Raw genomic sequence first — 24,290 nt, 5'->3', positions numbered from 1 at the left:
TAGACCGACATGGACAATCTCGCTCTGCTCACGATCGGCGGCACGCTTCTGTTCGGCGTGCTGGGAGTCATGGGCGTACACGCCTACTCCTCGGGCAAGGCCCAGCGTCAGGCGCTCGTCGACCGGCTCTCCCAGACGGGCCAGCTCGAGGGCTTCACCGGGCGCCGCCGACGCTTCCGCGGCGTCGACCGCAGGCTCCGCAGCACCAGCCTCGGCAGGAAGATCGAGCTGCGGCTCGCGGCCACGGGTCTCGACATCACCCCGGGCGAGTTCCTCGTCTACATGGTCGCCGGAATCCTCGCTCTGTGGTTCCTCGCACAGGCGGTGTTCGCCTCGTTCTTCGGGCCCATCGCCGGACTGCTGGGCATCTGGGCCGCGTTCGGGTTCCTCACCTGGCAGCGGAACAAGCGCATAGAGAAGTTCATCAACCAGCTGCCTGAGCTCTCCCGGATCCTCGCCAACGCCACCCAGGCCGGACTCGCCCTGCGTACGGCTCTGTCGATGGCCGCGGAGGAGCTGGAGGCACCCGCGGGCGAGGAGCTCGGACGGGTTGCGGACAAGCTGGCCGTCGGCCACTCCATCGACGACGCCCTCGGCGAGCTCGCCGACCGGCTGCCCTCCCGGGAGCTCGTCGTACTCGTCACCACGCTGGTCCTGTCGAACCGGGCAGGCGGCACCGTCGTCGGCTCGCTGCGCAACCTCACCGAGACCCTGGAGGAGCGCAAGGAGACCAGGCGTGAGGTCCGCACCCAGCTGTCGCAGGTCAACATGACCGCCTACGCGGTGCCCGTGATGGGACTGGGCGCGCTGCTGCTCCTGGACAAGGTGATGCCGGGCGCGATCGACCGGATGACCACGTCTTTCCTCGGCCAGGTCGCAGTCGTCGCCGCGCTGGTGATGTACGGCGTCGGGGTCTTCGTCATCCGCCGCCTGTCCAAGATCGACATCTGAGGGAGAGGGCACAACAATGACCGGTCTCGTCCTCGCCCTGGCGATCGCACTCTGTGTCGCGGGCGCCTTCCACGGCATCCGCATGTACCGCGCCGACGCCAAACTCCCCGGCGATCTCGCCGTCGCGCTGGAGGTCGGTGCGAGCCGGACCACCGCGGTCGGCTCGGCCGTCGACCGCCTGGGAATGCGGTACGCACCCTCCGTCCTGCGGATGATGGGGCCCGCCCGGGTCAACAAGGTCCGCCGCAAGATCGACCTCGCGGGCAATCCCGGCGGTCTCACCATCGACCGGTATGCCGCACGCAGGGCCGTCTACGGGTTCCTCGGACTCTTCGGCGCCTTCGCCATGATCCTGCGCGGCCAGACGTTCCTCGCCCTTTTCATGATCGCGTTCGGGCTCTTCTGGGTGGAGATCGGCATCTTCGCCGCCATCCGGCAGCGCAAGGACCAGATCGAACGGACCCTCCCGGACTTCCTCGACGTCCTCGCCGTCGTCGTCAGCGCCGGTCTCGGCTTCCGTGAGGCGCTGGAGCGCGTCGCCGACAAGTACGAGGGGCCCTGGGCCGACGAACTCCGCATCACGCTGCGGCAGATGGACATGGGCGTCAGCCGCCGTCAGGCCTTCGACGAACTGCGCAAGCGCAATGACTCCGAGCAGGTGGCGCAGTTCGTCACCGCGCTCCAGCAGGGTGAGGAGCTCGGTGCGCCGATCGTCGACACGCTCATCCAGATCGCGAACGACATGCGCCGCACGGACGCGCAGAACGCACGCCGGCGAGCAGCCAAGGCCGTCCCGAAGGCCACGCTCACCATCACTTCGATCATGGTCCCGGCCACCATGATCCTGCTGGTCGCGGCCTTCGTGTACGGCGCGAACGCCGACTTCAGCTCGGTTGGAGGCTGACCGTGGACGCGGAGGGGGAACAGCAGTGGCACTGCAGATCGGGAGGATAGCCGGAGGCCTCGGGACGGCCTCCCTGGCCCGTGCCGCGGACAATCCGGACCGCACTCCGACGCTCGCGATCCAGATCAACGCCCTTCAGGCGCTGTGCCGTCAGGTCTTCGGCTTCCGGCTGGCGATGATCGCGCTGTCCACCCCGCTCGCGCTCGGATCGGCGAGGGCGGGAGTGCCCACCTATCTCGTCGCGTCCGGCGTGCTGGTCACCTTCATGGTGTCGTATGGACTCTTCCGCGACTGGGAGCGGTTCGGTCCGTTACTGCTGCGCCACCCCTGGCTGCTCGCCGTGGACGCCCTCTTCGGCGCCCTGCTGCTCATCACTGCCGGCCCGGAGAGCACACTGGGCTACGTCACGATCTGCACGCCGCTGCTGGCCGGGCTCGCCTACGGCTGGCGTGGAGCGGCCTTCTTCGCCTGCCTCCAGGCGCTGGTCCTGTTCGCGGTCTACGGCGCCGACTCCCACGCTGAGGCCACCATCCGCACCTCCCTGCTGCTGCCGGGGCTCTGCGTCGTGACCGGTGCCATCGGTGTGACCCTGCGCAACCTCCTGCTCCGCTTCGGTTCGGCCAGCCAGGCGCTCACCGAGGCCCGTGCGCGGCTCGCCGTGAACGAGGCCGTGGGCGGCGAAAGGGCGCGCCTGGCCCGCGAGATGCACGACTCGGTGGCCAAGACCCTGCACGGCCTCGCACTCGCCGCCGACGGTCTCGCCTCGACGGCCGACCGGATGGACCCCCTCACCGTCAAGCACCAGGCCGAACTGGTCGCCCGGTCCGCACGCCGCGCCGCCGCCGAGTCCCGCGAGCTGCTCAGCGACCTCCGTCGCGAGGGCGATCTGCAGGCCTCCGGCGTGGACCTCGCCGGAGAACTCTCCGCCCGCGTCACCGACTTCGGACGCCGCTCCGGGATCACCACGGAGTTCCGGCGCACGGGCAGCGCTCCCGTGCCGCCCGTCCCGTACGCCGTCGCCCGCCAGATGCTCACCGTCGCTTCGGAGGCGCTGGAGAACAGCCACCGCCACGCGAACGCGACCCAGGTGACGGTCGAGACCGGGATCGCCGACGGAGTGCTGCGCGTCAGCGTCCTCGACAACGGCAGCGGTCTGCCGCCCGGCACCACGCTCGACGGGCTGCGCAGAGCCGGTCACTTCGGTCTGGTGGGCATGGTCGAGCGCGCGGCCGGGATCGGCGCGCGCATCCGCATCGGCCGCGGGCGTACGACCTCCGGCACCGAGGTGCGCCTGGACCTGCCCGTCGCCGCCATCCTGCCCGCCGATCCGACCGCGACGGTCCCGGCGGCCGGCACCTGAGCCCGCTCCCCCCACACACACAGTCCCCAACCCTTGAGAGGAGGCCGCAAGATGCCGGACGAGATCTCCCGTACATCGGGGCAGCAGTTCGTCACCCCGCATGTCTCACAGCACACGTCGTCCCATACGGCTCCGCTCCACTCGGAGCACACACCCGCTCATGTTCCCGTCCCTCAGTCGGCCCCACCCTTCCCCGCACAGCCCCAGAGTCCCCCTCCGCAGGCCCCGCTGCGGGTCGTCGTCGCCGACGACAATCCCGTGGTCCGAGCCGGACTGACGGTTCTGCTCGACGGCCGGGACGACATCCAGGTCGTCGCAGAGGCCGCCGACGGGCAGCAGGCCCTGTACGCGGCGCACGAGCACCGCCCGGACGTGATCCTGCTCGACGTCCGGATGCCGGGTGTCGACGGCCTCTCGGCGCTGCCCTACCTGGTCCAGGCGGCGCCGGTGATGATGCTGACGTACAGCCGGGAGAACGCCATCGTCCAGGAAGCGCTGCGGCTGGGTGCCGGCGGCTACCTCGTGCACGGCGAGTTCACCGCGGACCAGCTGGTCGCCGCGGTGAGAGACGTGAAGGAGGGCCGCGCCCACTTCACCGCAACGGCGGCGAACGCGCTGCTGGCGCAGTTCAGGGGCGGCAGCCCCGCGCCCGGCCCCGGAGACGCCCCGCAACTGCCCGACGGACTCGGAAGGGCGTACGAGACGGGAGGGCAGGCGTCCGGCCACACCGGGGGCCCACCGGCCGCCCACACCGGTGCCCACCCGGCCGTGATGCCGTCTCAGATGCCGCCTCAGCCCGCGCCGATTGTCTCGAGTTCATCGAATCCGAGCGAAGGTGCTTCGCATCTGCAATCGAATGTGGCACAGTCTTCTGGACGGTACGGCTTCGATCCGGGGCCGCAGGCACCTCAGCCCCAACCGTCGCGAAGCAAGGAAGAGTTCGGACTGAGTTCAAGGGAGGTGGAGGTGATGGACCTGATCGCGTCCGGTATGAGCAATCAGCAAATCGCCGCCACCTGCTTCATCAGCGAGAAGACGGTCAAGAACCACATCAACCGCATCTTCGCGAAACTTCACAGTGTGAGCAGGAGCGAGGCCATCGCGGTGTGGCTGGGCACGGCGCGCTCGGGCACCGGCCCCGACAGGGGGGTGGCCGGCCGTGGCTGAACGGAGGAGGACCGGGACGGGCCGCTGGGCCCACCCCGGCACGGGGGAGGCCCAAGTCCCGCTTTGGGTCTGGGAATGGGCCCTGGGACCCTGCTGTGGGTCCGCCCTTCCGGCGTACGTTTCTCGTGTCGAAAGCGGCACCGGCCAGGAGGAAGCCGGTAACGCGGAAGACGCCAAAGAGACTTACGAGTCGGCCGGCAAGCGGTCGGCCGAACCCGGAGGGGAACACCATGTCGAACGACACTCTGCTCAAGGCCGCCGTCGACACCCAGATCCGTGTCAACGGCTGGAAGAACACCGTCATCAGCCGGATGACCGACCGCGAGCGCTCCAAGGGTCAGACCGCGCTGGAGTACCTGGGCATCATCATGGTGGTCGTCGTGATCATCGGTGCGATCGTCGGTACCGGCATCGGTGGCAAGATCACCACCAAGATCAACGAGCAGATCGACAAGATCAAGGCTGGCTGAGCCGCTTGTCGAACCGAACAGCGAAGGATCAAGGGCAGGCCTTCCCCATCTATGTAGTGATGGTGGCGGGCCTGCTCTTCCTCGCGTTCGCATTCTTCGCGGTGGGACAGGCATCGGCCTCACGCAACGGGGTACAGGGCGCGGCGGACGCCGCGGCGCTCGCGGCGGCGCAGGAGGCGCGGGAAGACCTCGCGCTGGCCTGGACGGAAAACGTTCTCGTTCCGACCAACTGGCAGGTCATCTTCAACGGTCTGCTCGGACAGAACGTTTTCCGGGAGTGCGCGGCGGCGGAGTCGTTCGCGGGCAGGAACAAGGCCAGTCTCTACGGCAATTGCCGGCCGGAGTGGACTCCCTACTTGGCGTACAAGGTGAAGGCCACGACGCAGCAGCCGATCGGGAAGTCGGTCGTTCCGGGCACGGAGACCAAGTTCGCGACGGCCACGGCGACAGCCGCGGTCAAGCCCTTGTGCACCATCCTGCCCAACCCCGACCCGACGGCGCCGTTGCCCATACTCAAGTGCAAGCACGCCAGGATCTTCGATCCGCATCACAACCCGGCTGATCTGCCCACCGCCAAGGATCTCTTCGACGTCTACTTGGTCGACTGAATAGCGAACGACGAGCAAAGGAACTCCACTCATGAGCATTCGGCACATCCTGAAGGCCCGTAGGGGGGCGGCTGCGGTAGTGGTGACTGCCACCTTGGCCCTCACTGTGGCCGGCTGCGGCGGGGACGCAGAGAAGAAGCCCGAGAAGAGCTCGTCGGCGAAGCCAGGTGCTGGGGCCGACGATTCGGGGAAGGTCGTACCGGACACCAGCACCACTCAGGCCACGGTCAAGGGACCGAGGGACATCGACCTCATCATCAACACCGTGAAGCGAGAGTCCGGCGGCTTCGTCACGGTCAACGGCCAGATGAAGAACAACGGTTCCGCGGCCTTCTACGACATGTCACCGTGGCGTGGCACGGAGCAGGAGGTCCTGGGCGGCGGAATCTCCGTTGCCGGTGCGACGCTGGTCGACAAGGTGGGCAAGAAGCGCTACTACATCCTCCGCGACACCGAGGGCCGCTGCCTCTGCACCTCCGGACTCGACAAGATCGATCCCGGTAAGTCGATCCCGGTCTTCTTCCAGTTCCCGGCACCGCCCGAGGGGACTTCCGAGGTGGACTTCCAGCTGCCGACATTCCCCACTGTCGCGGTCAAGATCTCCGGGTGAACGCGGCCATGAATCACAACCGAATGCGCATGCCTTCCCGTGTCGCGCTGAGTGCCGCCGCAGCCGCGGTCGCGCTCACGGGCGCCAACATCATGGTGGCCGGCCACGCCTACGCCGACGAGAAGCCGAGCGTCCCGCCCGGCACCGAGGCCTCCGCGAAGCCCCCCGTCGAGGTCGACGCCAACTCTCCCGGCCTCCGGATGGTCGACGGAGCCACCCTCGCCCCCGCCAAGGTGCTGGACATCAAGTCCGTCGTCGAGTCCGAAGGGGGCGAGGAGCGTCGCGAGGACACCAACTCCGACGTGAAGTTCGCCCTCCAGGCCGAAGTGCTCTTCGGCAAGGACAGCGCCACGCTGAGCAGCGCGGCGAACGCCCGTATCCAGGCGATCGCCGACGAGATCAAGAAGCAGGACGCCAAGAAGGTCCGGGTCTTCGGCTTCACGGACAACCTGGGATCGTCGGAGCACGGTGATGTGCTGTCCAAGCAGCGCGCGGAAGCCGTGCACTCCGTCCTGTCCAAGGCGCTCAGCAGCGCGGGCATCACCTACGAGGTCCGGGGCTACGGGGAACAGTTCCCGATCGCCGACAACTCCAATGAAGAGGGCCGCAAGAAGAACCGGCGTGTGGAGGTCTCCTTCCCGCGTGCGGACTGACGACCGCCACGAGCGGACATGGCCGGGTCACGTCCCCTGTGGCCCGGCCGTTGTGTGCCCGGCCGATGGGCCCAAAACCCTTGCGTGGTCCCAGAATTGGGCTCGTGGGCCCAAGACGCCCCTAGGGGTGGCCGGATATCGTCACGCTCATGTCACGAATTCGTCGACGCCTCTTACGTACGACCTCGCGACTGCCGCGCACCGAGGCCCGGTTGCTCGGGCTGCGCAAGGCTCAGTCGGGGCAGACGGCGCTGGAGTATCTCGGCCTAGTCATGGTCGTGGTGGCCATCGTGGGCGCCCTGGTGGCGACCGGCATCGGGCAAGAACTGACCGAGAAGATCAGCGCCCAGGTCTGCCGGATCGGCGGGGGCGGCGACTGTGGTGACGGCGGTGGGGGTGACACCCAGGCGCAGGACGGTGACGACTCTCCCGGTGAGGACACCGGCGGCGGCACGGATGGCGGGAACACCGGCGGCGACTCCGGTGGCGATACCACCCCCATCAATGACGAGGGCGGCGCGAACGACGAGGACGTCCACGTCGAGGACGAGCAGCCCCTCCCGGACGACCCGAACGCTCCCAAGTCCCAGGAACAGCTCGACTACGAGAAGGCGCTGAAGGAGCTTCAGGACGCCCAGGCGGCGGAGAAGTCCGATGGAGACAAGGCGAAGGAAGCCGCCAAGGAGCTGGGGAAGATCCTGGCCGAGGAACTCGGCATCACCGATGCGCTCAAGTGCATCACCGAGGGCGACATGGGCGCCTGTACCGAGACGCTCATCAATGTGCTGCTCAGCCTCATCGGTGGTGCGGTCGGGAAGCTCGCCGCGAAGTACGGGGCGCCGTGGAAGTGGAAGAAGGCCTATGAGCTCATCAAGAAGCTCAAGAAGCACGGCGGGGATCTGTACGACGGCCTGAAGGGCCTCATCAAGAACCGCAAGTTGGTCAAGCAGGCCGAGGACAAACTCGCCGACGCGAAGAAGAAACTCGACGCGAAGAAGCAGAAGAAGCCCGACGACAAACCCACGGCCTGCTCCGTCAAGCACAGCTTCCTGCCCGGCACACCGGTGCTGCTCGCCGACGGGCGGAGCATCCCCATCGAGACCGTACGGATCGGGGACCGGGTCAGGGCCACGGATCCGTACAGCGGGGTCACTGCGACCCGGCGGGTCACCGACACCATCACCACGTACGACGACAAGGACTTCACCCGGCTGACCGTGCGGACCGGATCCGGTACCGCGTTGCTCACCGCGACCGACACGCACCCCTTCTGGGTGCAGGGGCAGGAACGCTGGGTCGACGCGGGGGAGATCAGGGCGGGGGACGAACTGCGGGACGCCGACGGCGCGGCAGTCACGGTGCTCGCGGTCGGTACGTTCACCCAGCGCCAGACCACCCATGACCTTACGGTCGCCGGGATCCACACCTACTACGTGTTCGCCGGCGAGTCCCCGGTCCTGGTCCACAACATCGACCAGAGCCGGTACAAGTACATGGACCGGCCGGGCTACAGCAACTACGTCCTGGTCGACAAGAACGGCAAGGTCTACTACTCCGGTATGTTCGGCGGCAAGCAGACGAAGGCCGACGTCGAACGGCGGCACGGCAAGAACAACAACCGGTTCAACCCCAAGAACGGCGACAAGATGATCGTCACTCCCGGCAAGCGCACCTATGGAGAGGCGCGCATCCTCGAGCAGGCCAACGCCGACAAGTACAAGACCGTCATCGGCAAGAAAGGCACCGACTACCGGGGCAACCGCCAGGAGCCGATGGACCCCAAGAAGCGTGCCGAGTACGCGGACTACGAGAAGCAGAAGAAACTTGGGGGTTGCCCGTGAGAGACGTGTCGACGGCCTCACAGCTGACCGGGATCGTGGCCGACTTCGCCGAGGAGGTGGGCGGGCCGCCGACCCTCGGTGAACTGCTGGAGATCCTCGGCTGGGGCGCCCCCGCCGAGAGCGAGGCGCTGGCACAGCCTCTCCCGGTGCCGCTGACGCTCAAGGCGAAGCTGAAGGGCAACCGGCGCTACGAGAGCGGGCGGCCCTCCCGTACCGGCGAGCTGAACGACGCGGTGTTCGTCGCGGCGTCGGACCTCCTGACCGAGTTGGCGGAGGGCGCGGCGGCCCGGGACGGCGCGCCGGTGACGCCGGCCGGGCTCGCGGCGGAGATCACGGCCGTACTGAGGGAGTCGGCGGTCGAGCTCGACGACGTGGAGGCAGGGGCGGTGCTGAGCCTGACGGCCGATGTGCCCAAGCGGAAGCCTCCGAAGCCGAAGCGCGGCGATCTGCTGGCCGTTCCGGCGAAGGCCGGCGGCTGGCACCTCGCCCTGGTCCTCGATCGCAACCGCTTCGGTACGGCGCTGGGACTGCTGCGCGGCACCCGGGCCGTGCCCAAGGTGGTGGAGGAGCGCCCGGACGTGGTGTCGCGCCCCGTATTCCACACGGATGACGAGCAGGTCGTGGCGGGCGTCTGGAAGACCGTCGGTCGCGAGGAGTCGCTGCTCGGTCTGTTCCCCGGCGATCCCGAGGTCTATCACTGCACGGAGTTCGACTGGCCCGGCGTCGACCTCGGCGAGTTCGGCGCCGCGGAGTCGGCGGAGGCCGGGGAACTGCGGCTGATCGGGAAGGACGAGGCCCGGGAGGTCGGGCTGACGGACGGCACGTACCGGCAGTCCTGGATGAGCGAGCACCTTCAGGAACTGCTCGACGACGGTGCTCTGCCGGGTATGGGACCCGCGGAGCGGTGATGGCTGGGAGATGTGGCGAGGCCGACGGGCAGTCCCTTCAGCATGGCGGCGGCCGTCGCCGCCATCGACGCGCTGCTCGCCGGGCCCATTCCCGAGGACGGACCGACGGAGTGGGAGCCGGGCCCCGACGACGAGGGGTGGACCGGCAGCTTCGGTGCCGGCTTCCGGCTCGTTCCGCTGTGGGAGAGCCGCGGCTACTTCGGGGTGCCCGGACCCGAGTGGGACGCCGCACAGGAGGAGTCCGAGGAGTATCTCGTGTCCCTGGCGGTCGAGCTGGGGAAGCGATGGGGTCCGCACCGCGAGGTGAGCATGCGGGCATACCTCATGGGCGAGGTGCCCGAGGAGGAAGTTCCTCCGCTGATCGCCGAGATCTGCGCGTTCGACCTCTACGGCGATCTGCACGTGTGGGGGCCTGTGGACACGCCCCGGGGGCAGCGCTGGGTGGCGATCAGCGTCAGCCAGTGCGACGAGGACGCGCCGCACATCATGCTCGGCGCTGTCAGTACCGACCCCGTAATCGATCCGGACGACGACTGACCCCGTACCATGACTGACTGACCGCACGAACCGCTGGCCGGCCTGCTGCTGAACCGGCGAGTGCGGCGCGGCGCCGCGGGGTTGAGTACGCCTGGTCAGACCCAGCCCCGCAGCGCCGCGAATCCGTACAGCAGCCCCGCCGCGAACACCCCCAGGCCCCCGGCGAACGCGACCGGCATCAACACCGGCCCCCAGGAGCCCGGCCCCGCCACCGTCGCCCGCTTCTCCGGGGCGGCCGGGTCGTACGAGACGCGGATCGGGGCACCGACCTCGAAGCCGAACGGGCCCGGGGCGTGGTCGGTGAACTCGATGTCGCGGCCGTCGCGGGTGCGGAAGGCGAAGACGTACTCCGTGGCGTAGCGGTGCTCCATCCCCGGGCCCCGGTCGACGGTACGGCGTTCCGCGCACCGGCCCTCGACGCGCTCGCCGTGCCGCACCAGCCACAGCACCCGGCGCAGCCGCAGCGCGGACCGCACGGCGAACGCGCCGAGGAAGAGGCCGAGCAGCAGCAGGAACGTGGCCCCGCCGCTGGGGAGGATCTGCATGGCACGTGCCTCTCGCTGTCGTCGGCTTCGGGTCGACTCGGGTTGGTTCGGGTTGGTTCAGGTTGGTTCGGGCCGGGTCGGTTCCGGTCGGTTCGATTCCGGTCGGTTCGGCGTGGACGGCTTCGCTACTTGACGGTGATCGACTCCACGAACGAATCGAGCTCGGCCTCGCTCAGTGAGTCCTTTACCGCGTTGATACGGACGAGGAAGGGGACACCCTTCGAGTCGACTCCGGCCACCATCACACCCGTCATGCGGGTGCCCTGCGCCGGGGTTCGCTCCTCACCGTTCGAGGTGAACTCGTAGTTGATGCGGCGCGCCTCCCGCGCGGGCTCCTCGCCCTGAAGCCGCACGTCGGTCGTGTCCTGCCGGGTCGCCCCGATGCCGATGACCGCGCCCGCCGCCGTGGCGGCCTCCGCGGCGTCGTCCACGCCGGTCGCGAAGTTCAGCTGGACGGACACCATGCCGGTGCGCAGGCCGCCCTCCTCCTTCAGCGCGACGGCGGCGTTGTGCTTGCTGCGCTCGGAGGCGGGCTGCTCCTTGTAGCCCTTGTCCTCCGGGTAGCCGACGGACAGGCTCTTCGTGTCGAGGGTGCCCCAGCCGTCCGGCAGGGCCGCGGCGCCGGCGTCGGCGCCGCCACAGCCGGCCAGCAGGGTCAGGGACAGCGCGGCGGCCGTCGCGCCGCCAAGGGCACGGGAGCCGGAGCGGAAGTGCTTCATCGTCCTTACGTCCTTAGTTCGCGCAGTAGCTGTACGGCAGGGAGGGACGCTTGTCGCCCTGAGGGGCGCCGAGGAACGTCGCGTCCGTCAGTGTCTCCTTCTTCTGTTCGCTCGAGATCGAGAACCCGAGACTCATACCCAGGGAGACCTCGAAGCCGAACTCCTGGGCGTCCGTCTCCCCGTGGTAGTTCATCGTGCTCGACAGTCCGTCCTGGAACATCATCTGTTCGAACGGGTCGTTCCCCGCAGGCTTCTGGTCGAGCGACTCGTTGCCGAGCATGTACTCGAACGGGGCCGTGTTGTTCCCGGAGCCGTCGAGCCACGTCTCCGCGATGGCCCGCTGGCCCTCGGTCGCCGAGTCGGTCTCCTTGCCGAAGACGATCGAGTTCGTCTGCACCTCGATGCCCGTGGGCCCCGAGGAGTCGGTGACGCCGCCCTTGCCGCCGCGCTTGTCATCCTTCTTCTTGCCGTTGTCGTGACCGGCCTCGCCCTTGTCCGACGTCGACGTGCCCTCGAACGTCTTCGTCATGTCGATACGGACCAGCTTGCCGGTCTTCTGGTCGCGCGTGACCGTGATCGCGCCGGTGTACGAGTCCTTCGCACCGGCCGTGCCGCCGAGCGGGCCCGCCTCACCGCTGACCTTGCCCTCGATCTCCAGCTTGGCGGTGTACGTGTACGACTCGTTGCCGTTGACGTCGTCCTTCGTGATCGTGACGTCGGGGGAGAACTTGGCCTTGCCGCCCAGCTTGGTGCCGAGCTTGGTGTCGTCGCCCGCCTTGATGCCGAGCCCGCCGTCCGCCTGGGCGTAGAGACCGATGGTCGAGTAGGAGATCTTCTTGTCGCCGATCTGCTTCTCGATGGCCTCCTTCTTCTCGGCCCACTCCTTCGCCGCGTACCAGTTGCCGCCGCCGTAGGCGCCGCTGTGTGTCATCGAGGTCTCCCACATCTTCATTTCCTCGATGTCGTCGCGCATCTTCTCGGCGTCCGCCTCGCTCTTGAAGACCCAGGTGTCGCCGTTCGTCACCTTGATCCCGCCGCCGAGATCCACATCGGCCTTGCCGAGCTTGCCGAGCTTCACGCCTGGTGTGCTCACGTTCACCCCGGCTGACGCGGCGTCGGTGAACGTCATGTAGACGAGCTTGTCGTTGCCGTCGACCTTTCCGTCACCGTTCACGTCCGTCTTGGCCTGGGCGACCTTCTGCTGGAACCCGTACTCCTCGCCCCACTCGAACCAGCCGATCTTCACCTTGCCGCCCGCGGTGTCCGAGACGCTGGAGACCTGGCACAGCTTGGGTTCGTAGTCCGCATCGGTCTTGGGCTTCGCGGTGTTCTCCGGGCCGGCGGCGCAGTTGCCGCCACCACCCGTGAGCGAGGCGACGGCGCACCGGATACGGTCCCCGATTTTGCCGCCGACGCCCGCCGCCGAGACCGCGAGGACGACGGCGACCACCACGACCAGCACACCGAGGTATTCGAGCGCGGTGGCCCCGGTGTCCCGCCAGGTGTACGGATAGGCTGGCGCGCCGTCGCCCGTGCCGCGCCCCTCGATCAGACGGTCCACCGCCAGGCCCATGGCGGCGCCGGTGACAAGAGCGACGACGGGCATGAAGATGCCTTCGGCCGCCAGGACGTCCCAGGACACGGCATAGCCGTAGACGAGGCCGGCCAGCGGCACGATGAGGGTGGCGAGCAGCTGCACGGGCCGGGACTCGCGCTGTGGTTCGGGCAGCACACGGGCGGCGGCGAGCACCGTGAGCAGGGTGGTGAGGACGCTGGGCACATGCAGCAGGGCGAGGCGCCAGCCGAAGACCTCGAACCGTTCGGAGCTGGCGAGGGGCTCCAGGAGGAGCTTGGCGAACAGCAGACCGCAGGCGAAGTAGACGAGAACACCGGCCGCCCAGCTGCGTATCAGCGCGAAGAAGGGTCCGGAGCTGTCGGGGCCGTGCCGCCCCGGTGGTGTCTGCCTTCCGCCGCCGCTCACGCCGCGCCATGCCCCGCCACCGCTCATGGCCGTACCTCTCTCGTCTCCGAAGCCCGTGCTGCTCGCCGCCCGTTGCCGCTGTCGTCGGAACTCCGGGCGCTGCGTGAGCGTACGAGCGCAGGCCGCCGGTGACGTGGGCCCTCGGCCCCAATCTCAGGCCCAAGCCGACACACCCTGCCAACGGCGCTGGCACACCCGGGAATTTGGGACCTGAGGTGGGTCCCCGGGCCCATGACGGTTGCCACTGCGGCCCGTTAGCTTCGCCTGCATGTCACCAGCGGGGGTTGCACGGCGCGTTCGCCGACGGGTACGGATGGCGGTGCCACGCACGGAGGCCAGACTTCTCGGCCTTCGGCGGCACCGCGATCGGGGTCAGGGCGCGGTGGAGTACCTGGGCCTGGCCCTGGTCGTCGTGGCGATCGTCGGTGCGCTCGTGGCGACCGGCATCGGTGCGGAGCTGACGCAGAAGATCAGCGCCCAGGTGTCCTGTATCGGTGGCGGCGAGTGCGGCGGGGACGGCGGTGACACGCAGGCGCAGGACGGCGGTGCCGACACGAACCAGCCCGCCTCCGACGACAACGGCGACACCCCCAAGTCGCAGGAGCAGCTCGACTACGAGAAGGCGCTGAAGGAGCTCCAGGACGCCCAGGCCGCCGAGAAGTCCGACTCGGACAAGGCCAAGGAAGCCGCCAAGGAGCTGGGCAAGATCCTCGCCGAGGAACTCGGTATCACCGATGCGCTCAAGTGCATCACCGAGGGCGACATGGGCGCCTGTACGGAGACGCTCATCAATGTGCTGCTCAGCCTCATCGGTGGTGCGGTCGGGAAGCTCGCCGCGAAGTACGGGGCGCCGTGGAAGTGGAAGAAGGCCTATGAGCTCATCAAGAAGCTCAAGAAGCACGGCGGGGATCTGTACGACGGCCTGAAGGGGCTGTTGAAGAACCGCAAACGGGTCAAGGACGCGGAGAAGGCGCTCGAAGACGCCAAGAAGAAGTACGACCCGGACAAACAGAAGAAACCCGATGAGAAGAAGCCCGACGACAAACCGACGACATGTCCGGTCAGCCACAGCTTCCCGCCCGGAACGCGCGTGCTGCTCGCCGGTGGGCTCAGCATCCCGATCGAGTCGGTGCGCATCGGGGGCCAGGTCGTCGCCACCGACCCGGTCACCGGACTCACCACCCTGCGCACGGTGACCCACACGTTCACCACCCACGACGACAAGGACTTCACCCGGCTTACGACCGCCGCCGGCACGGTCACAGCGACCGACACCCACCCGTTCTGGCTGGTCGACGAGCGCCGCTGGGCCGATGCCGGCGAGATCGCGACCGGGGACCTGCTCCGGCTGCCGTCCGGAGCCACCCTCCCCGTCGCGTCCGTCGCCCGCTTCACCCAGCGGCAGACCACCCACGACCTGACCGTGGCCGGCCTCCATTCCTATTACGTCGCTGTGGGCTCGAGCAGCGTGCTGGTCCACAACACCCCGCCTGGCCCCTGCTCCATCACCACGCCGAAGGACGCGCCGGTGATCAACAGCAAGACGGTGTTCAAGGCGAAGGACAATTCATTCCGCATCGATATCGAGAACCAGAACCCCGGGAAGCCGGGAGCCGGAATCCATCTTCAGTTCATGGGGCGGGGTGCGGACCCGACCAAGTACTACTACAATCCGGTCGATGGGAGTTGGGTTTCGGAGAACGGGACCAAGCTTTCCTCGAAGATTGCCAAGCAAGTCCCGCAAAGCGCCATCAAGAAGGCGTATCAATACTTTGGTATGGAAGCCCCGTGAGAATGAACTCGTCGATGCGGTCTCTTTGGCGCGAGTCCGTGGACGTCCTGTACGACGACCTTCCGGATGAGTTGAGAAGCCTTGTCGACGAGGGGTGGAAGGTCGGGCCGGCCGGAGCATTGCTTCTCCGCGGGATGCACGGATCCGGCTGGCGGTCCGATTGGACCCGCGATGCGGTCTCGCGTCACGAGCTCGAGGTGAACGACGTCTGGATTCCGTCCACCGGACTCGACGAGAGCAGGGACGTCTTCCTGTCCGGACTGGTGGCGCGTGCGAGAGGATTCCTCTCCTGCGCGATGGGGGCCGCGCGGGGTCTTGAATCGGCGGAGCTTCTGGTCGGTGTCATTTCGATCGGCGTGGACGACGACTATCTAGATCATGGGGCGACCGTCAAGTTGCTCACGCGGAGGGGTGGATTTCCTGGCCACTACGACGATTTGGAGCGGTTTCAGTTCGAAGGGATGGCCGTCGTCGAAGCCGTCGACATCACGGGGCGATGACGCGCTGGGTACTGGAGGAGTTCGACCGCGATTCCGGTGAGTTCCGTGGCCGTCACGAGCTGGGGGATCTGTCCGACAGCGACCTGGCAGCGCTGTTGGGCCTGGACGATTTCGGGGACGGGGATCTTTACGACCTGCCCGAGCAGTCGCTCGCCGAGTTCGCCCGCCGCTTCGATCTGGTGATGGCTCCGTTGACGACCCAGTATCTGCTCGGGCGGGAAGGGGTTTGACGCCGGGCCGCCACGTGCTCGACGTCGACGAGGAGCAGTTCCACCTGCTTCGCCGGGGCCTCATCGCGTACCTCGGCGCGGAGGAGAGTCCCGTCGCGCGGGCGATCGTGCCGGCGTCGGACCGGCGGGCGCTGCAGCGTCCGCTCCAGGTGGGGCGTACGACGACGTGGTTGCCGGCCGTACGGCTCACGCCTCGATCGCGAGCCGTACGCCGGGCTGCAAGCCCCAGCCCGCCATGGCCCCGGCCTCCGCCTCCGGTACGTGGCGTGCCCTGGCCATCATCGGGCCGGTGGAGGACGAGGACGACGAGATGTACTGGTGGCGCCTGGAGCGCTTCGCCGCGTGGGCGGTGGAGACCGACCCCGAGGCGAAGGTTCGGTCACCGGTCGAACTGAGTTGGTGGGAGAGCGTGGCCCTGGAATGAAGATGCGGCGCGCGTGCGAGGTGGTGGCCGCGGAGCTCCAGGAGCGTCATGTCCGTGATGGGGCTCGTCCCGGGGGGATCGACCGGGACGGCACGACATCGTCCGGCATCTCGGCCCGGTCATGTCCGCCACGTTCGCGAGGATCCGGCCGTCTGGCTGAGCGCCGGGTGCCGAGCACCGACCCGACATAATCGACCGCATGTCCCAGCCCCCCACCCCCCACCGGCAAAGACTCCCGGCCGCCACCCCCGCACTGCTCGGGTACGCGGCCGTACGGCTGGCGGGGATGGCCGTCCTCGCGGTCGTCGCGGCCGTACAGGGGAAGGACGCGCTGCACCGGCTCGACCGGCGCTGGGACTCGGTCTGGTACGTCCGGATCGCGGAGAACGGATACGGGTACGAGGTGACCCTCCCCGACGGGAGCGTCCACTCCGATCTCGCGTTCTTCCCGCTGCTGCCCGCGCTGGAACGGGGCGTCTCGGAGGTCCTGCCCGTCGATGCGGCGACGGCGGGGCTGGTGATCGGATGGGTGGCGGCGTTCGCCGCCGCCTGGGGGATCCACGCCGTCGGGACACGGATCGCCGGGCAGCGGGCCGGGGTGCTGCTGGCGGTGTTGTGGGGGGTGTACCCGACCGCGTTCGTACAGTCGATGGCGTACACGGAGACCCTGTTCACCGCGCTCGCCGCGTGGTCGCTCTACGCCGTGCTGACGGACCGCTGGATCGTCGCCGGAGCGCTGTGCGCGGCCGCCGGGCTCACCAGGCCCTCGGCGGCGGCGCTGGTCGCGGCCCTGGGGATCACCGCGGTGGTGGGCGTCTTCAGGAACGGCCGGGACGCGCTGCGGTGGCGGATGGTCGTGGGTGTGCTGCTCGCGCCGCTCGGCTGGTTCGGGTACGTGTGCTTCGTCGCCCTGCGGGAAGGAAGCCCCACCGCGTACTTCGAGGTCCAGGCGGCCTGGGGCAACAACATCGACGGCGGGCTCGCGCTCGCCCGCTTCGTCGGCGCGCAGCTGACCGGGCCGAACCCGCTCGCCGGGATCGGGCTGATCGCCGCGCTCGGGCTGCTGTTCTGGGTGGTGTGGCTGTGCGTCGAGCAGCGGCAGCCGTTGCCCGTGCTGGTGTACACGATCGCGGTCGTCGTCATCTCGCTGATCGGTGCCGCGTACTTCGGTTCCCGCCCGCGTCTGATCATGCCGGCCTTTCCGCTGCTGCTGCCCGCGGCGGTGGCGCTGGCGCGGTGGCGGGAGCGGTGGGCGGTGCTCGCCGTCGGGCTGCTCGCCCTCGCCTCGGGGCTCTACGGGGCGTTCACGCTGCTCGGCTCGGGTCCGCCGTAGGGGGCGTCGCGAGCCCAGCAAGATCCGCCGGACACCCCCTGGCCCGCGCGGAATGGGCCCGTGGGCCCATGCGCCCTGTGGAACGCCGTTGTTAGCGTGCCCGGAACGACACGATCGAGGTGGGGGCGGGATGACCACGCGCACCGCGGGTACGGCACGGCGCATCGCGATGGCCGCGACGGCCGCCGCCCTGACGATGGGGCTCGCCACGGCCTGCGAAGGCGACGACGGCGACGCGAAGAAGCCCGCCCGGTCGCAGGCGCCCACGAAAGCCGCGCCCACGGAAACCACAGCACCGGCCGCCCCGCCCGCCCCCGCGACGCCCAGCAGCGGCAGGACGCTCACCAAGGCGGAGCTGACGAAGGCCGTGCTGGCGACCGGTGACGTACCGAACTATGTGGTCACCCCGATGCAGGGCGGTGAGGAGCCCGGCACCGAGCAGGCGGACAAGCCGGAGTGCCGGCCGCTGGCCGCGGTCATCAACGGGGCACCCGAGCCGGCCGCCACCGCCACCGTGTACCGCACGATCGTGGACAGCACGGAGGAGGGCAAGGAGACCCAGACGGTCCTCACCGAGATCCTCACCTCCCACACGAAGAGCGACGCGGACGGTGTGCTCAAGTCCGTACGCACCGCCGTGGCGGCCTGCGCGGGCGGCTTCACCACCCGAGGCGGCGAGGGCGCCTCGACCTACACCGAGGTGAAGAAGCTGCCGGCGCCGCGGGCGGGCGACGACGCCCTCGCGTATCAGGTGACGGGCTCCGTGGACGGGGCCAAGGTGCCGCTCGTCTTCCACGTCGTGCGCAGGGGCGCCACGGTCGCCACCTTCTACGCCCCCAACTTCATCGACGCGAAGACGCCCGAGGTACCCGCCGTCCTGATCGGCAAGCAGGTCGCGAAGCTGCCGTAGGGGTGTGCTGCGGATCAGGCCCGCTCAGCCGGCGGCCCCGGTCCCGGTCTCGATCGACAGCCGCACGCCCGGCCGCAGGCCCCACTCCGCCATCGCCCCCGCCTCCGACTCCAGCACGTGGCGGGAGCGCAGGCGCAGCATGCCCAGCCGCCCCGGCTTCATCGTCCGCACGTCGAGGACGTGCAACTCCTTGTCCAGGTAGGCCACATCGATGGTGAAGCGCATCCTGAAGGTGTGGACGCTGTTGCAGGGGGTCAGCATGATCGCGCCGTCGATGCCGTCACGGCCCAGCAGGCCGCGGGCCCGTGTCCGGTACGAGGCGGCTATCAGCAGGTCCACCGGATTGTCGCGGCCCGGGATCGTCAACTCGCCCTTGCCGTCGTGCCATCTGCCCATGGGCCAAGACCGTAGCGGCAGGGGAACGGCCACGGGCGGGAGTCGCGACTCTATGGGCCCTGGAGCACGGAGAGTGGGCCCCTGGACCCATGACCGGAAGTCCGGACGGTCCTAGGGTCGGGCCGTGGACTATGGGTACGTCGCGCTGATCGCCGTCGCCGCCGTATGGGGAGCCGCCGCCGGGGTGCTCGTGCCGCGCGCCGCCTACCGGCTGTCCGTGGAGCCGGAGGAGGGGTGGCGGGACGCGTGTCCGGCCGGGCATCCGATCAACGGGCCGGCGCGCGGCTGGCTGGGTGTCGCACGGTGCGCCAGCTGTGCGCTGTCGGTCCCGGTCGCCGCGCCCGTGCCCGCCGGGGATCCGCCGGCCGGTGCCCCGGAGGGGGACGGCCCCGGCGAGCCCGTCCCGTACCGGCCCTCGTTCCTCGTCCCCGCCGTCACCGCGCTCGTCTGCGCCGCGCTCGCGGCGGCGACCGGACCGCGGCCCGAGCTCGCCGTATGGGTGCTGCTCGCACCCGTCGCCGTGGTGCTCGCGCTCGTCGACCGCAATGTCCACCGCCTGCCGGACCAGTTGACGCTGCCGCTCGCCGGTGCGGCCGCGGTCCTGCTCGGGGGTGCGGCGCTGGTACCCGGCGCCGCCGGTTCCTGGCCGGCGGCGCTGCTCGGCGGGCTCGTCCTCGGCGCCGCGTACTTCGTGCTCTTCCTGATCAACCCGAACGGCATGGGCTTCGGCGATGTGAAGCTCGCCCTCTCGCTCGGTGTGGTGCTCGGCTGGTACGGCTGGCAGGTGCTGTTCGTCGGAGCCTTCGCCGGGTTCGTGCTGGGGTCGGTGTACGGGCTCGGGCTGGTCGTCCTGCGCAGGGCCGGGCGCAAGTCGGCGATTCCGTTCGGCCCGTTCATGATCTCGGGGGCGCTGCTCGGGCTGCTGCTGGGAGCGCTCGCGGCGTAGGACCGTCCGGGCGTACGGATTCACGCACGTACGCGCCCGCCCGCACGCGCGTACAAGACACCTCACCCGCGCCGCGCGCACACTCGGGCCATGGACACCGAGCCCGTCAACCTCACCGAAGCGCTGGCCTCCTTCGACGACGTCTACAGTCCGCGGATCGTGGCCCGGATGAACGACTACGACGTGCGCGTCGCGCACACCGCGGGGGAGCACGTATGGCACGTCCACGAGGACACCGACGAGTTCTTCCTCGTCCTCGACGGCCGTTTCGACATCGCGCTGCGCGACGCCGACGGCACGGAGACGACGGTCGAGCTCCACAAGGGCGACACCTTCGTCGTACCGAAGGGCACCGAGCACAAGCCGTCGTCGCCGGGCGGCTCGATCCTGATGTTCGAGCCGACCGGGACGAAGTCGACAGGTGACCGCCACGAGGGGGAGATCCCCGGTCATGTGGACAGCACCACCGGTCACGCCCTCTAACATGCGGACGTATGCGGACATTTATTGGCAGTGTGGCGGTACCGCGTACGGAGACGAAGACGATTCCGGCCCCTGCTGACCGCCCCGCCGCCCTCCTCTCCTGGGGATGGGCGGCGGGGCTGTTCCTCCTCTACGCCACCGTCGCCGTACGCCGTCACCAGCTCCTCCGCACCGCCGGCTACGACCTGGGCATCTTCGAGCAGGCCGTACGCGCCTACGCGCAACTCAAGCCGCCAGTCGTCCCCTTGCGCGGGGAGGGCTTCATCCTCCTCGGCGACCACTTCCACCCCCTCATCGCCGCCCTCGCCCCCCTCTACCGGCTCTGGCCGTCCCCGCTCGTCCTGCTCCTCGCCCAGTCCGCGCTCCTCGCCGTCGCCGTCGTACCGCTGGCCGGCTGGGCCGCCCGGGCGCTCGGCCGCCGCGCCGCGCACGTCATCGCCTGCGGATACGGACTGAGCTGGGGCATCACCTCGGCCGCGGCGTTCGACTTCCACGAGGTCGCCCTCGCCGTGCCGCTGCTCGCCTGCGCGATCGAGGCGCTCTCGCGGCGGCGCTGGGGACGCGCCGTCGCCTGGGCCGCGCCACTGCTGCTGATCAAGGAGGACCTGGGGCTGACGCTGGCCGCGCTCGGCGCGTACGTGGCGTGGAAGGGGCCGCGGCGGCTCGGGCTCATGACCGTCGCGGCCGGGCTGGCCGGCAGCGCGATCGAGATCAAACTGCTGCTGCCCGCCTTCAACCCGGGCGGCGGATACGCACACGGCGCCCTCGTCGAGGGGCATGGCTCGCTGCTCGCCACGCTCGCCTTCGCACCGCTCGACGCGCTCAGGCCCGACACCAAGGCCATGACACTCGTCCTCGTCTTCGCGCCGAGCGCGCTGCTGGCGTTGCGCTCCCCGCTGTCGCTCATCGCCGTACCGACGCTCGCCTGGCGGATGCTCTCGGAGAACGTCTTCCACTGGGGCACGGCCTTCCACTACAGCGCCGTGCTGATGCCGGTCGTCTTCGCCGGGCTCATCGACGCGCTCACGCGCTACCGGCAGACGGACCCCCGGCACATCCGGGCCTCGCTCGCCACCGTCCTCGCCGTGACCGCCGTCCTGCTGCCGTCGTTCCCGCTCGCGCAGCTCGCCCAGCGCGCGACCTGGCGTACGACGGCGCACATCGAAGTCGCACGCTCACTGCTGCGGCGAATCCCGGACGGCGCGACGGTCGCCGCGTCCAACCGGCTGGCCCCGCAGCTCACTTCACGCTGCCATGTGGTCCTCTTCCCGACCTACCCGGTGGGCGGCCGGCTCTACGAGTACGACTGGACGAAGCTGCCCCGCCCCACCGCCCAGTGGATCATCCACGACCGCCACCCGCCGGAGGCCTGGCCGTACAGGATCGGCCACTGGCCCTACCCGGCGGAACAGCAGCAGTCCGAGCTGGAGGCCGCGAAGCGCTCGTACGGCTACGAGGTCGTCGCGGAACGGGACGGCATCACGCTGTTGCGGCGCGCCGCCTGACGCGCCGCCCGGGCGGGCCCCCACCCTCGCCGCCGCTCAGGCGTGGAACCCCACTGTCACCTCTCCCACCGTCAGCTCCGCGCTTCCCTCCAGCGCCTCTCCCACCCGTTCGACCTGCTCCTCCAGGGCACGCCGGCGGGCGGGGGTCAGGGCCTGGGAGCCGATCGGCTCGACCGTGACCGCGATGCGGCGGCCCGACCGGCGCTGGTGCCAGACGCCGGCGACCGTGCTGTCGACCCGTCCGTCATCCGGATGCCGGGCGGCATCCGATGCGCCCGGCCGGGATCGCCGACAGCGCACCCGTCCACAGCGGCAGGTCCGCGGTGGGCAGCAGATGCACGGTGCCGCGCGGCCCGTACGTCTTCGCCGGCGTGCCGTCCGTCCACAGCGCCTCGCGCACGTCCATCCGGGTGGCGCCCTCCAGCCGCAGCGCCACGGACAGCTCGGCGGCGGAGAGCACCTGCGCGTGCGCGCCGAGCATGGTGCCGGTGACCGTGGCGGGGGAGGAGTCCTCGGCGGACGCGGGGGCGGCGAGCCCTTGTCGTGCGATCCGGCGGGCGTTGGCTTCGGTCCAGGTCACGCTCGCGTCGTCGTCATGGGACGACCGTAGGGGCCGTTCAGGTCAGATCTTGTCCGCATTTCCATGCAGTACCGTCGAATCGGTAAACGAACACAAGTGTCCGGGCAAACCCAGGAGTTGACGGTGGCCAAGGGAAAGCTCTCCTACACCTGCGGGCTCGACGCGGCCGTGGACGTCGTCGGCGGCAAGTGGAAGCCGATGATCCTCTGGGCCCTGCACGACGCGAGAACGCGGCGTTTCGGTGAGCTGAAGCGGGACATGCACGGGGTGAGCGAGAAGGTGCTGATCCAGCAGCTGCGCGAGCTGGAGGCGGACGGGATCGTGCACCGCGAGGTGTACCGGGAGGTGCCGCCCCGCGTCGAGTACTCGCTGACGGAGCTCGGTGAGGCGCTGAACACGGCGCTGCTGCCGCTGGGTCAGTGGGGCGACGACTTCATGAGCCAGATCCTGGCGAACAAGGAGCATCCGAAGGTCACCGCCAAGGAGCACCCGGAGGGCATCGCGAAGGAGCACCCGAAGGGCACCGCGGCCTGACGCGGACGCCGCCGCGGCCCGGCCCGGACGCCGCCGGCCGGGGTGTCAATCGCGCGCCCGGCGCCCTGGGTCCCCCGTGTGGGGTACGGCGCCGAATCCGCCGCGAGCCCGTGTTTCCCCCGCGTTTCCGCCTCCGCACCGCAGTCCGGTGCATTCGGAGAGTAGTTGTGGCATGGCGTGGCGCGCGGCAGCACTTACGAAGGGTTATGGTGGAAGCCCCCCCTCGGGCCGGTCCGTATCCCCCCCACGGACCGGCCCGTTTCTTCTGCCCGGGCGCGCGCCGGGGCAGAGAGTCAGGAGCGGCCCGCCCAGATGTTCGTCCCGGCGGTGTCCACCGCGAAGGTGTCGATCTCCTTCAGCTCCTCGTCGGAGAGCGGCGATCCGGCCAGCGCCGCCACGTTCTCCTCCAGCTGCCCGACATTGCTCGCGCCGATCAGCGCGGACGTCATCCGCTCGTCGCGAAGCACCCAGTTCAGCGCGAGCTGGGCCAGCGACTGGCCGCGGCGCTGCGCGATCTCGTCGAGCCCGCGCAGCCGGCGGAGCACCTCGTCGGAGAGCAGGTTCGGGTCGAGGGACTTGCCCTGCGCGGCCCGCGAGCCCTCCGGGATGCCGGTCAGATACTTGTTCGTGAGCAGCCCCTGGGCGAGCGGTACGAACGAGATGCAGCCCATGCCCGCCGTCTCCAGCGTGTCGAGGAGGCCGTCGTCCTCGATCCAGCGGTTGATCATCGAGTACGAGGGCTGGTGGATGAGCGCCGGGACACCCATCTCCTTCAGCAGTCGGGCCGCCTCGTCCGTCTGCTCCGCCGTGTACGAGGACACGCCGACGTACAGCGCCTTGCCCTGCTGGACGGCGGACGCCAGTGCGCCCATCGTCTCCTCCAGCGGGGTGTGCGGGTCGAAGCGGTGCGAGTAGAAGATGTCGACGTAGTCGAGACCCATCCGCTTCAGGGACGCGTCGAGCGACGACATCAGGTACTTGCGGGAGCCCCACTCGCCGTACGGGCCGGGGTGCATGAGATAGCCGGCCTTGGTGGAAATGATCAGCTCGTCCCGGTACGGGGCGAAGTCCTGGGCGAAGATCTTCCCGAAGTTCAGCTCGGCGGAGCCGGGGGGCGGCCCGTAGTTGTTCGCCAGGTCGAAGTGGGTCACGCCGAGATCGAAGGCACGGCGCAGGATCGCGCGCTGCGATCCGAGTGTGCGGTCGTCGCCGAAGTTGTGCCAGAGACCGAGGGAGATCGCGGGGAGCTTGAGACCGCTGCGGCCGGTGCGGCGGTACTCCATCGAGTCGTAGCGGCTCTCGGCGGCACGGTAATAGGGGGAATCGTTCACGCTTCCCTCCTTATCACGGACTTGTGACAGGCCGGGTTGGGTGGCCGTGGCCGCCGCGCAGTAATGTGACGG

At 69.3% G+C, this 24,290-nt stretch carries 26 protein-coding genes and 2 pseudogenes; 21 read left to right on the top strand and 7 right to left on the bottom strand.

Going from position 1 to position 24,290, the window contains the following annotated elements:
- Positions 1-9: 9 nt before the first annotated feature.
- The 11 genes from ACZ6ZQ_RS15925 (at position 10) to ACZ6ZQ_RS15875 (ending at position 10,009) form a co-directional block, all read left to right on the top strand.
- Positions 10-951, top strand: coding sequence for a type II secretion system F family protein (locus tag ACZ6ZQ_RS15925; RefSeq protein ID WP_469769126.1), 942 nt, complete (start codon positions 10-12; stop codon positions 949-951).
- A gap of 16 nt (positions 952-967) precedes the next feature.
- Positions 968-1,855: a DUF5936 domain-containing protein gene (locus tag ACZ6ZQ_RS15920; RefSeq protein ID WP_469769125.1), complete on the top strand. Its 888-nt coding sequence runs from the start codon at positions 968-970 to the stop codon at positions 1,853-1,855.
- A gap of 25 nt (positions 1,856-1,880) precedes the next feature.
- Positions 1,881-3,215, top strand: coding sequence for a sensor histidine kinase (locus tag ACZ6ZQ_RS15915; protein ID WP_469769124.1), 1,335 nt, complete (start codon positions 1,881-1,883; stop codon positions 3,213-3,215).
- Positions 3,216-3,266: 51 nt separating this feature from the next.
- Positions 3,267-4,382, top strand: a complete 1,116-nt coding sequence (locus tag ACZ6ZQ_RS15910; RefSeq protein WP_469769123.1) for a response regulator — start codon at positions 3,267-3,269, stop codon at positions 4,380-4,382.
- 230 nt (positions 4,383-4,612) lie between these two features.
- Entirely contained in the window at positions 4,613-4,852 is a 240-nt protein-coding gene (locus ACZ6ZQ_RS15905; RefSeq protein ID WP_453657043.1) for a hypothetical protein, read from the top strand.
- 5 nt (positions 4,853-4,857) lie between these two features.
- Positions 4,858-5,460, top strand: a complete 603-nt coding sequence (locus tag ACZ6ZQ_RS15900; protein WP_469769122.1) for a pilus assembly protein TadG-related protein — start codon at positions 4,858-4,860, stop codon at positions 5,458-5,460.
- 31 nt (positions 5,461-5,491) lie between these two features.
- Positions 5,492-6,070, top strand: coding sequence for a hypothetical protein (locus ACZ6ZQ_RS15895; protein WP_469769121.1), 579 nt, complete (start codon positions 5,492-5,494; stop codon positions 6,068-6,070).
- Between the two features lie 29 nt (positions 6,071-6,099).
- On the top strand, positions 6,100-6,723 hold the full coding sequence (locus ACZ6ZQ_RS15890; RefSeq protein WP_469769120.1) for an OmpA family protein: 624 nt from the start codon (positions 6,100-6,102) through the stop codon (positions 6,721-6,723).
- A gap of 149 nt (positions 6,724-6,872) precedes the next feature.
- The gene (locus ACZ6ZQ_RS15885; RefSeq protein ID WP_469769119.1) at positions 6,873-8,564 is read left to right on the top strand and encodes a polymorphic toxin-type HINT domain-containing protein; all 1,692 of its coding nucleotides are present in this window, start codon (positions 6,873-6,875) and stop codon (positions 8,562-8,564) included.
- Positions 8,555-9,472 (top strand): hypothetical protein, encoded by a 918-nt coding sequence (locus ACZ6ZQ_RS15880; protein WP_469769118.1) that lies wholly within the window; start codon positions 8,555-8,557, stop codon positions 9,470-9,472. The genes ACZ6ZQ_RS15885 and ACZ6ZQ_RS15880 overlap by 10 nt, the downstream gene beginning before the upstream one ends.
- A gap of 12 nt (positions 9,473-9,484) precedes the next feature.
- Positions 9,485-10,009 carry a hypothetical protein gene (locus ACZ6ZQ_RS15875; RefSeq protein ID WP_469769117.1) on the top strand — a complete coding sequence of 175 codons (525 nt, stop codon included), beginning with the start codon at positions 9,485-9,487 and terminating at the stop codon, positions 10,007-10,009.
- A gap of 95 nt (positions 10,010-10,104) precedes the next feature.
- Here the strand turns inward: ACZ6ZQ_RS15875 and ACZ6ZQ_RS15870 are convergent, their stop codons facing one another.
- From ACZ6ZQ_RS15870 to ACZ6ZQ_RS15860, 3 genes are all read right to left on the bottom strand, one after another.
- Positions 10,105-10,554 carry a DUF3592 domain-containing protein gene (locus ACZ6ZQ_RS15870; RefSeq protein WP_469769116.1) on the bottom strand — a complete coding sequence of 150 codons (450 nt, stop codon included), beginning with the start codon at positions 10,552-10,554 and terminating at the stop codon, positions 10,105-10,107.
- A 125-nt stretch (positions 10,555-10,679) separates the two neighbouring features.
- Positions 10,680-11,273, bottom strand: a complete 594-nt coding sequence (locus ACZ6ZQ_RS15865; RefSeq protein WP_469769115.1) for a hypothetical protein — start codon at positions 11,271-11,273, stop codon at positions 10,680-10,682.
- A 13-nt stretch (positions 11,274-11,286) separates the two neighbouring features.
- Positions 11,287-13,281: a hypothetical protein gene (locus ACZ6ZQ_RS15860; protein WP_469769114.1), complete on the bottom strand. Its 1,995-nt coding sequence runs from the start codon at positions 13,279-13,281 to the stop codon at positions 11,287-11,289.
- A 355-nt stretch (positions 13,282-13,636) separates the two neighbouring features.
- Here ACZ6ZQ_RS15860 and ACZ6ZQ_RS15855 point away from each other — a divergent pair, with 355 nt between their 5' ends.
- Genes ACZ6ZQ_RS15855 through ACZ6ZQ_RS15845 form a run of 3 tightly spaced genes read left to right on the top strand, consistent with a single transcriptional unit; the run spans position 13,637 to position 15,776 of the window.
- Positions 13,637-15,046 carry a polymorphic toxin-type HINT domain-containing protein gene (locus tag ACZ6ZQ_RS15855; RefSeq protein WP_469769113.1) on the top strand — a complete coding sequence of 470 codons (1,410 nt, stop codon included), beginning with the start codon at positions 13,637-13,639 and terminating at the stop codon, positions 15,044-15,046.
- Between the two features lie 2 nt (positions 15,047-15,048).
- Positions 15,049-15,546, top strand: a complete 498-nt coding sequence (locus ACZ6ZQ_RS15850; RefSeq protein WP_469769112.1) for a hypothetical protein — start codon at positions 15,049-15,051, stop codon at positions 15,544-15,546.
- Positions 15,543-15,776, top strand: coding sequence for a DUF7683 domain-containing protein (locus ACZ6ZQ_RS15845; protein WP_469769111.1), 234 nt, complete (start codon positions 15,543-15,545; stop codon positions 15,774-15,776). The genes ACZ6ZQ_RS15850 and ACZ6ZQ_RS15845 overlap by 4 nt, the downstream gene beginning before the upstream one ends.
- A gap of 186 nt (positions 15,777-15,962) precedes the next feature.
- On the opposite strand, the pseudogene ACZ6ZQ_RS15840 reads toward ACZ6ZQ_RS15845, so the two are convergent.
- Positions 15,963-16,049: pseudogene (locus tag ACZ6ZQ_RS15840) on the bottom strand (DUF192 domain-containing protein); the annotation flags it as partial.
- A 16-nt stretch (positions 16,050-16,065) separates the two neighbouring features.
- On the opposite strand from ACZ6ZQ_RS15840, the gene ACZ6ZQ_RS15835 reads away from it, so the two are divergent.
- From ACZ6ZQ_RS15835 to ACZ6ZQ_RS15825, 3 genes are all read left to right on the top strand, one after another.
- Positions 16,066-16,200 carry a hypothetical protein gene (locus ACZ6ZQ_RS15835; RefSeq protein WP_469769110.1) on the top strand — a complete coding sequence of 45 codons (135 nt, stop codon included), beginning with the start codon at positions 16,066-16,068 and terminating at the stop codon, positions 16,198-16,200.
- 199 nt (positions 16,201-16,399) lie between these two features.
- Positions 16,400-17,533, top strand: coding sequence for a mannosyltransferase family protein (locus ACZ6ZQ_RS15830; protein WP_469769109.1), 1,134 nt, complete (start codon positions 16,400-16,402; stop codon positions 17,531-17,533).
- Between the two features lie 130 nt (positions 17,534-17,663).
- Positions 17,664-18,443, top strand: coding sequence for a hypothetical protein (locus ACZ6ZQ_RS15825; protein WP_469769108.1), 780 nt, complete (start codon positions 17,664-17,666; stop codon positions 18,441-18,443).
- 24 nt (positions 18,444-18,467) lie between these two features.
- Here the strand turns inward: ACZ6ZQ_RS15825 and ACZ6ZQ_RS15820 are convergent, their stop codons facing one another.
- Positions 18,468-18,839: a DUF192 domain-containing protein gene (locus ACZ6ZQ_RS15820; RefSeq protein ID WP_469769107.1), complete on the bottom strand. Its 372-nt coding sequence runs from the start codon at positions 18,837-18,839 to the stop codon at positions 18,468-18,470.
- A gap of 124 nt (positions 18,840-18,963) precedes the next feature.
- On the opposite strand from ACZ6ZQ_RS15820, the gene ACZ6ZQ_RS15815 reads away from it, so the two are divergent.
- The 3 genes from ACZ6ZQ_RS15815 (at position 18,964) to ACZ6ZQ_RS15805 (ending at position 21,773) form a co-directional block, all read left to right on the top strand.
- Positions 18,964-19,785, top strand: coding sequence for a prepilin peptidase (locus ACZ6ZQ_RS15815; RefSeq protein WP_469769106.1), 822 nt, complete (start codon positions 18,964-18,966; stop codon positions 19,783-19,785).
- Positions 19,786-19,875: 90 nt separating this feature from the next.
- The gene (locus ACZ6ZQ_RS15810; protein ID WP_453657013.1) at positions 19,876-20,268 is read left to right on the top strand and encodes a cupin domain-containing protein; all 393 of its coding nucleotides are present in this window, start codon (positions 19,876-19,878) and stop codon (positions 20,266-20,268) included.
- A gap of 11 nt (positions 20,269-20,279) precedes the next feature.
- Positions 20,280-21,773 carry a DUF2079 domain-containing protein gene (locus ACZ6ZQ_RS15805; RefSeq protein ID WP_469769105.1) on the top strand — a complete coding sequence of 498 codons (1,494 nt, stop codon included), beginning with the start codon at positions 20,280-20,282 and terminating at the stop codon, positions 21,771-21,773.
- A gap of 274 nt (positions 21,774-22,047) precedes the next feature.
- On the opposite strand, the pseudogene ACZ6ZQ_RS15800 reads toward ACZ6ZQ_RS15805, so the two are convergent.
- Positions 22,048-22,353 (bottom strand): annotated as a pseudogene (locus ACZ6ZQ_RS15800) (DNA glycosylase AlkZ-like family protein); the annotation flags it as partial.
- A 96-nt stretch (positions 22,354-22,449) separates the two neighbouring features.
- Between ACZ6ZQ_RS15800 and ACZ6ZQ_RS15795 the strand changes: the two are divergent.
- Positions 22,450-22,887 (top strand): winged helix-turn-helix transcriptional regulator, encoded by a 438-nt coding sequence (locus ACZ6ZQ_RS15795; protein ID WP_469769104.1) that lies wholly within the window; start codon positions 22,450-22,452, stop codon positions 22,885-22,887.
- Between the two features lie 293 nt (positions 22,888-23,180).
- Here the strand turns inward: ACZ6ZQ_RS15795 and mgrA are convergent, their stop codons facing one another.
- A complete protein-coding gene (gene mgrA, locus ACZ6ZQ_RS15790; protein ID WP_469769103.1) occupies positions 23,181-24,218 on the bottom strand; it encodes an L-glyceraldehyde 3-phosphate reductase in 1,038 nt (345 codons plus the stop codon).
- Positions 24,219-24,290 lie beyond the last annotated feature (72 nt).

Source organism: Streptomyces sp. NPDC053673, assembly GCF_055585225.1.
The sequence above is the reverse complement of the archived record's forward strand: the minus strand, read 5'-3'. Positions and strand labels throughout refer to the sequence as shown.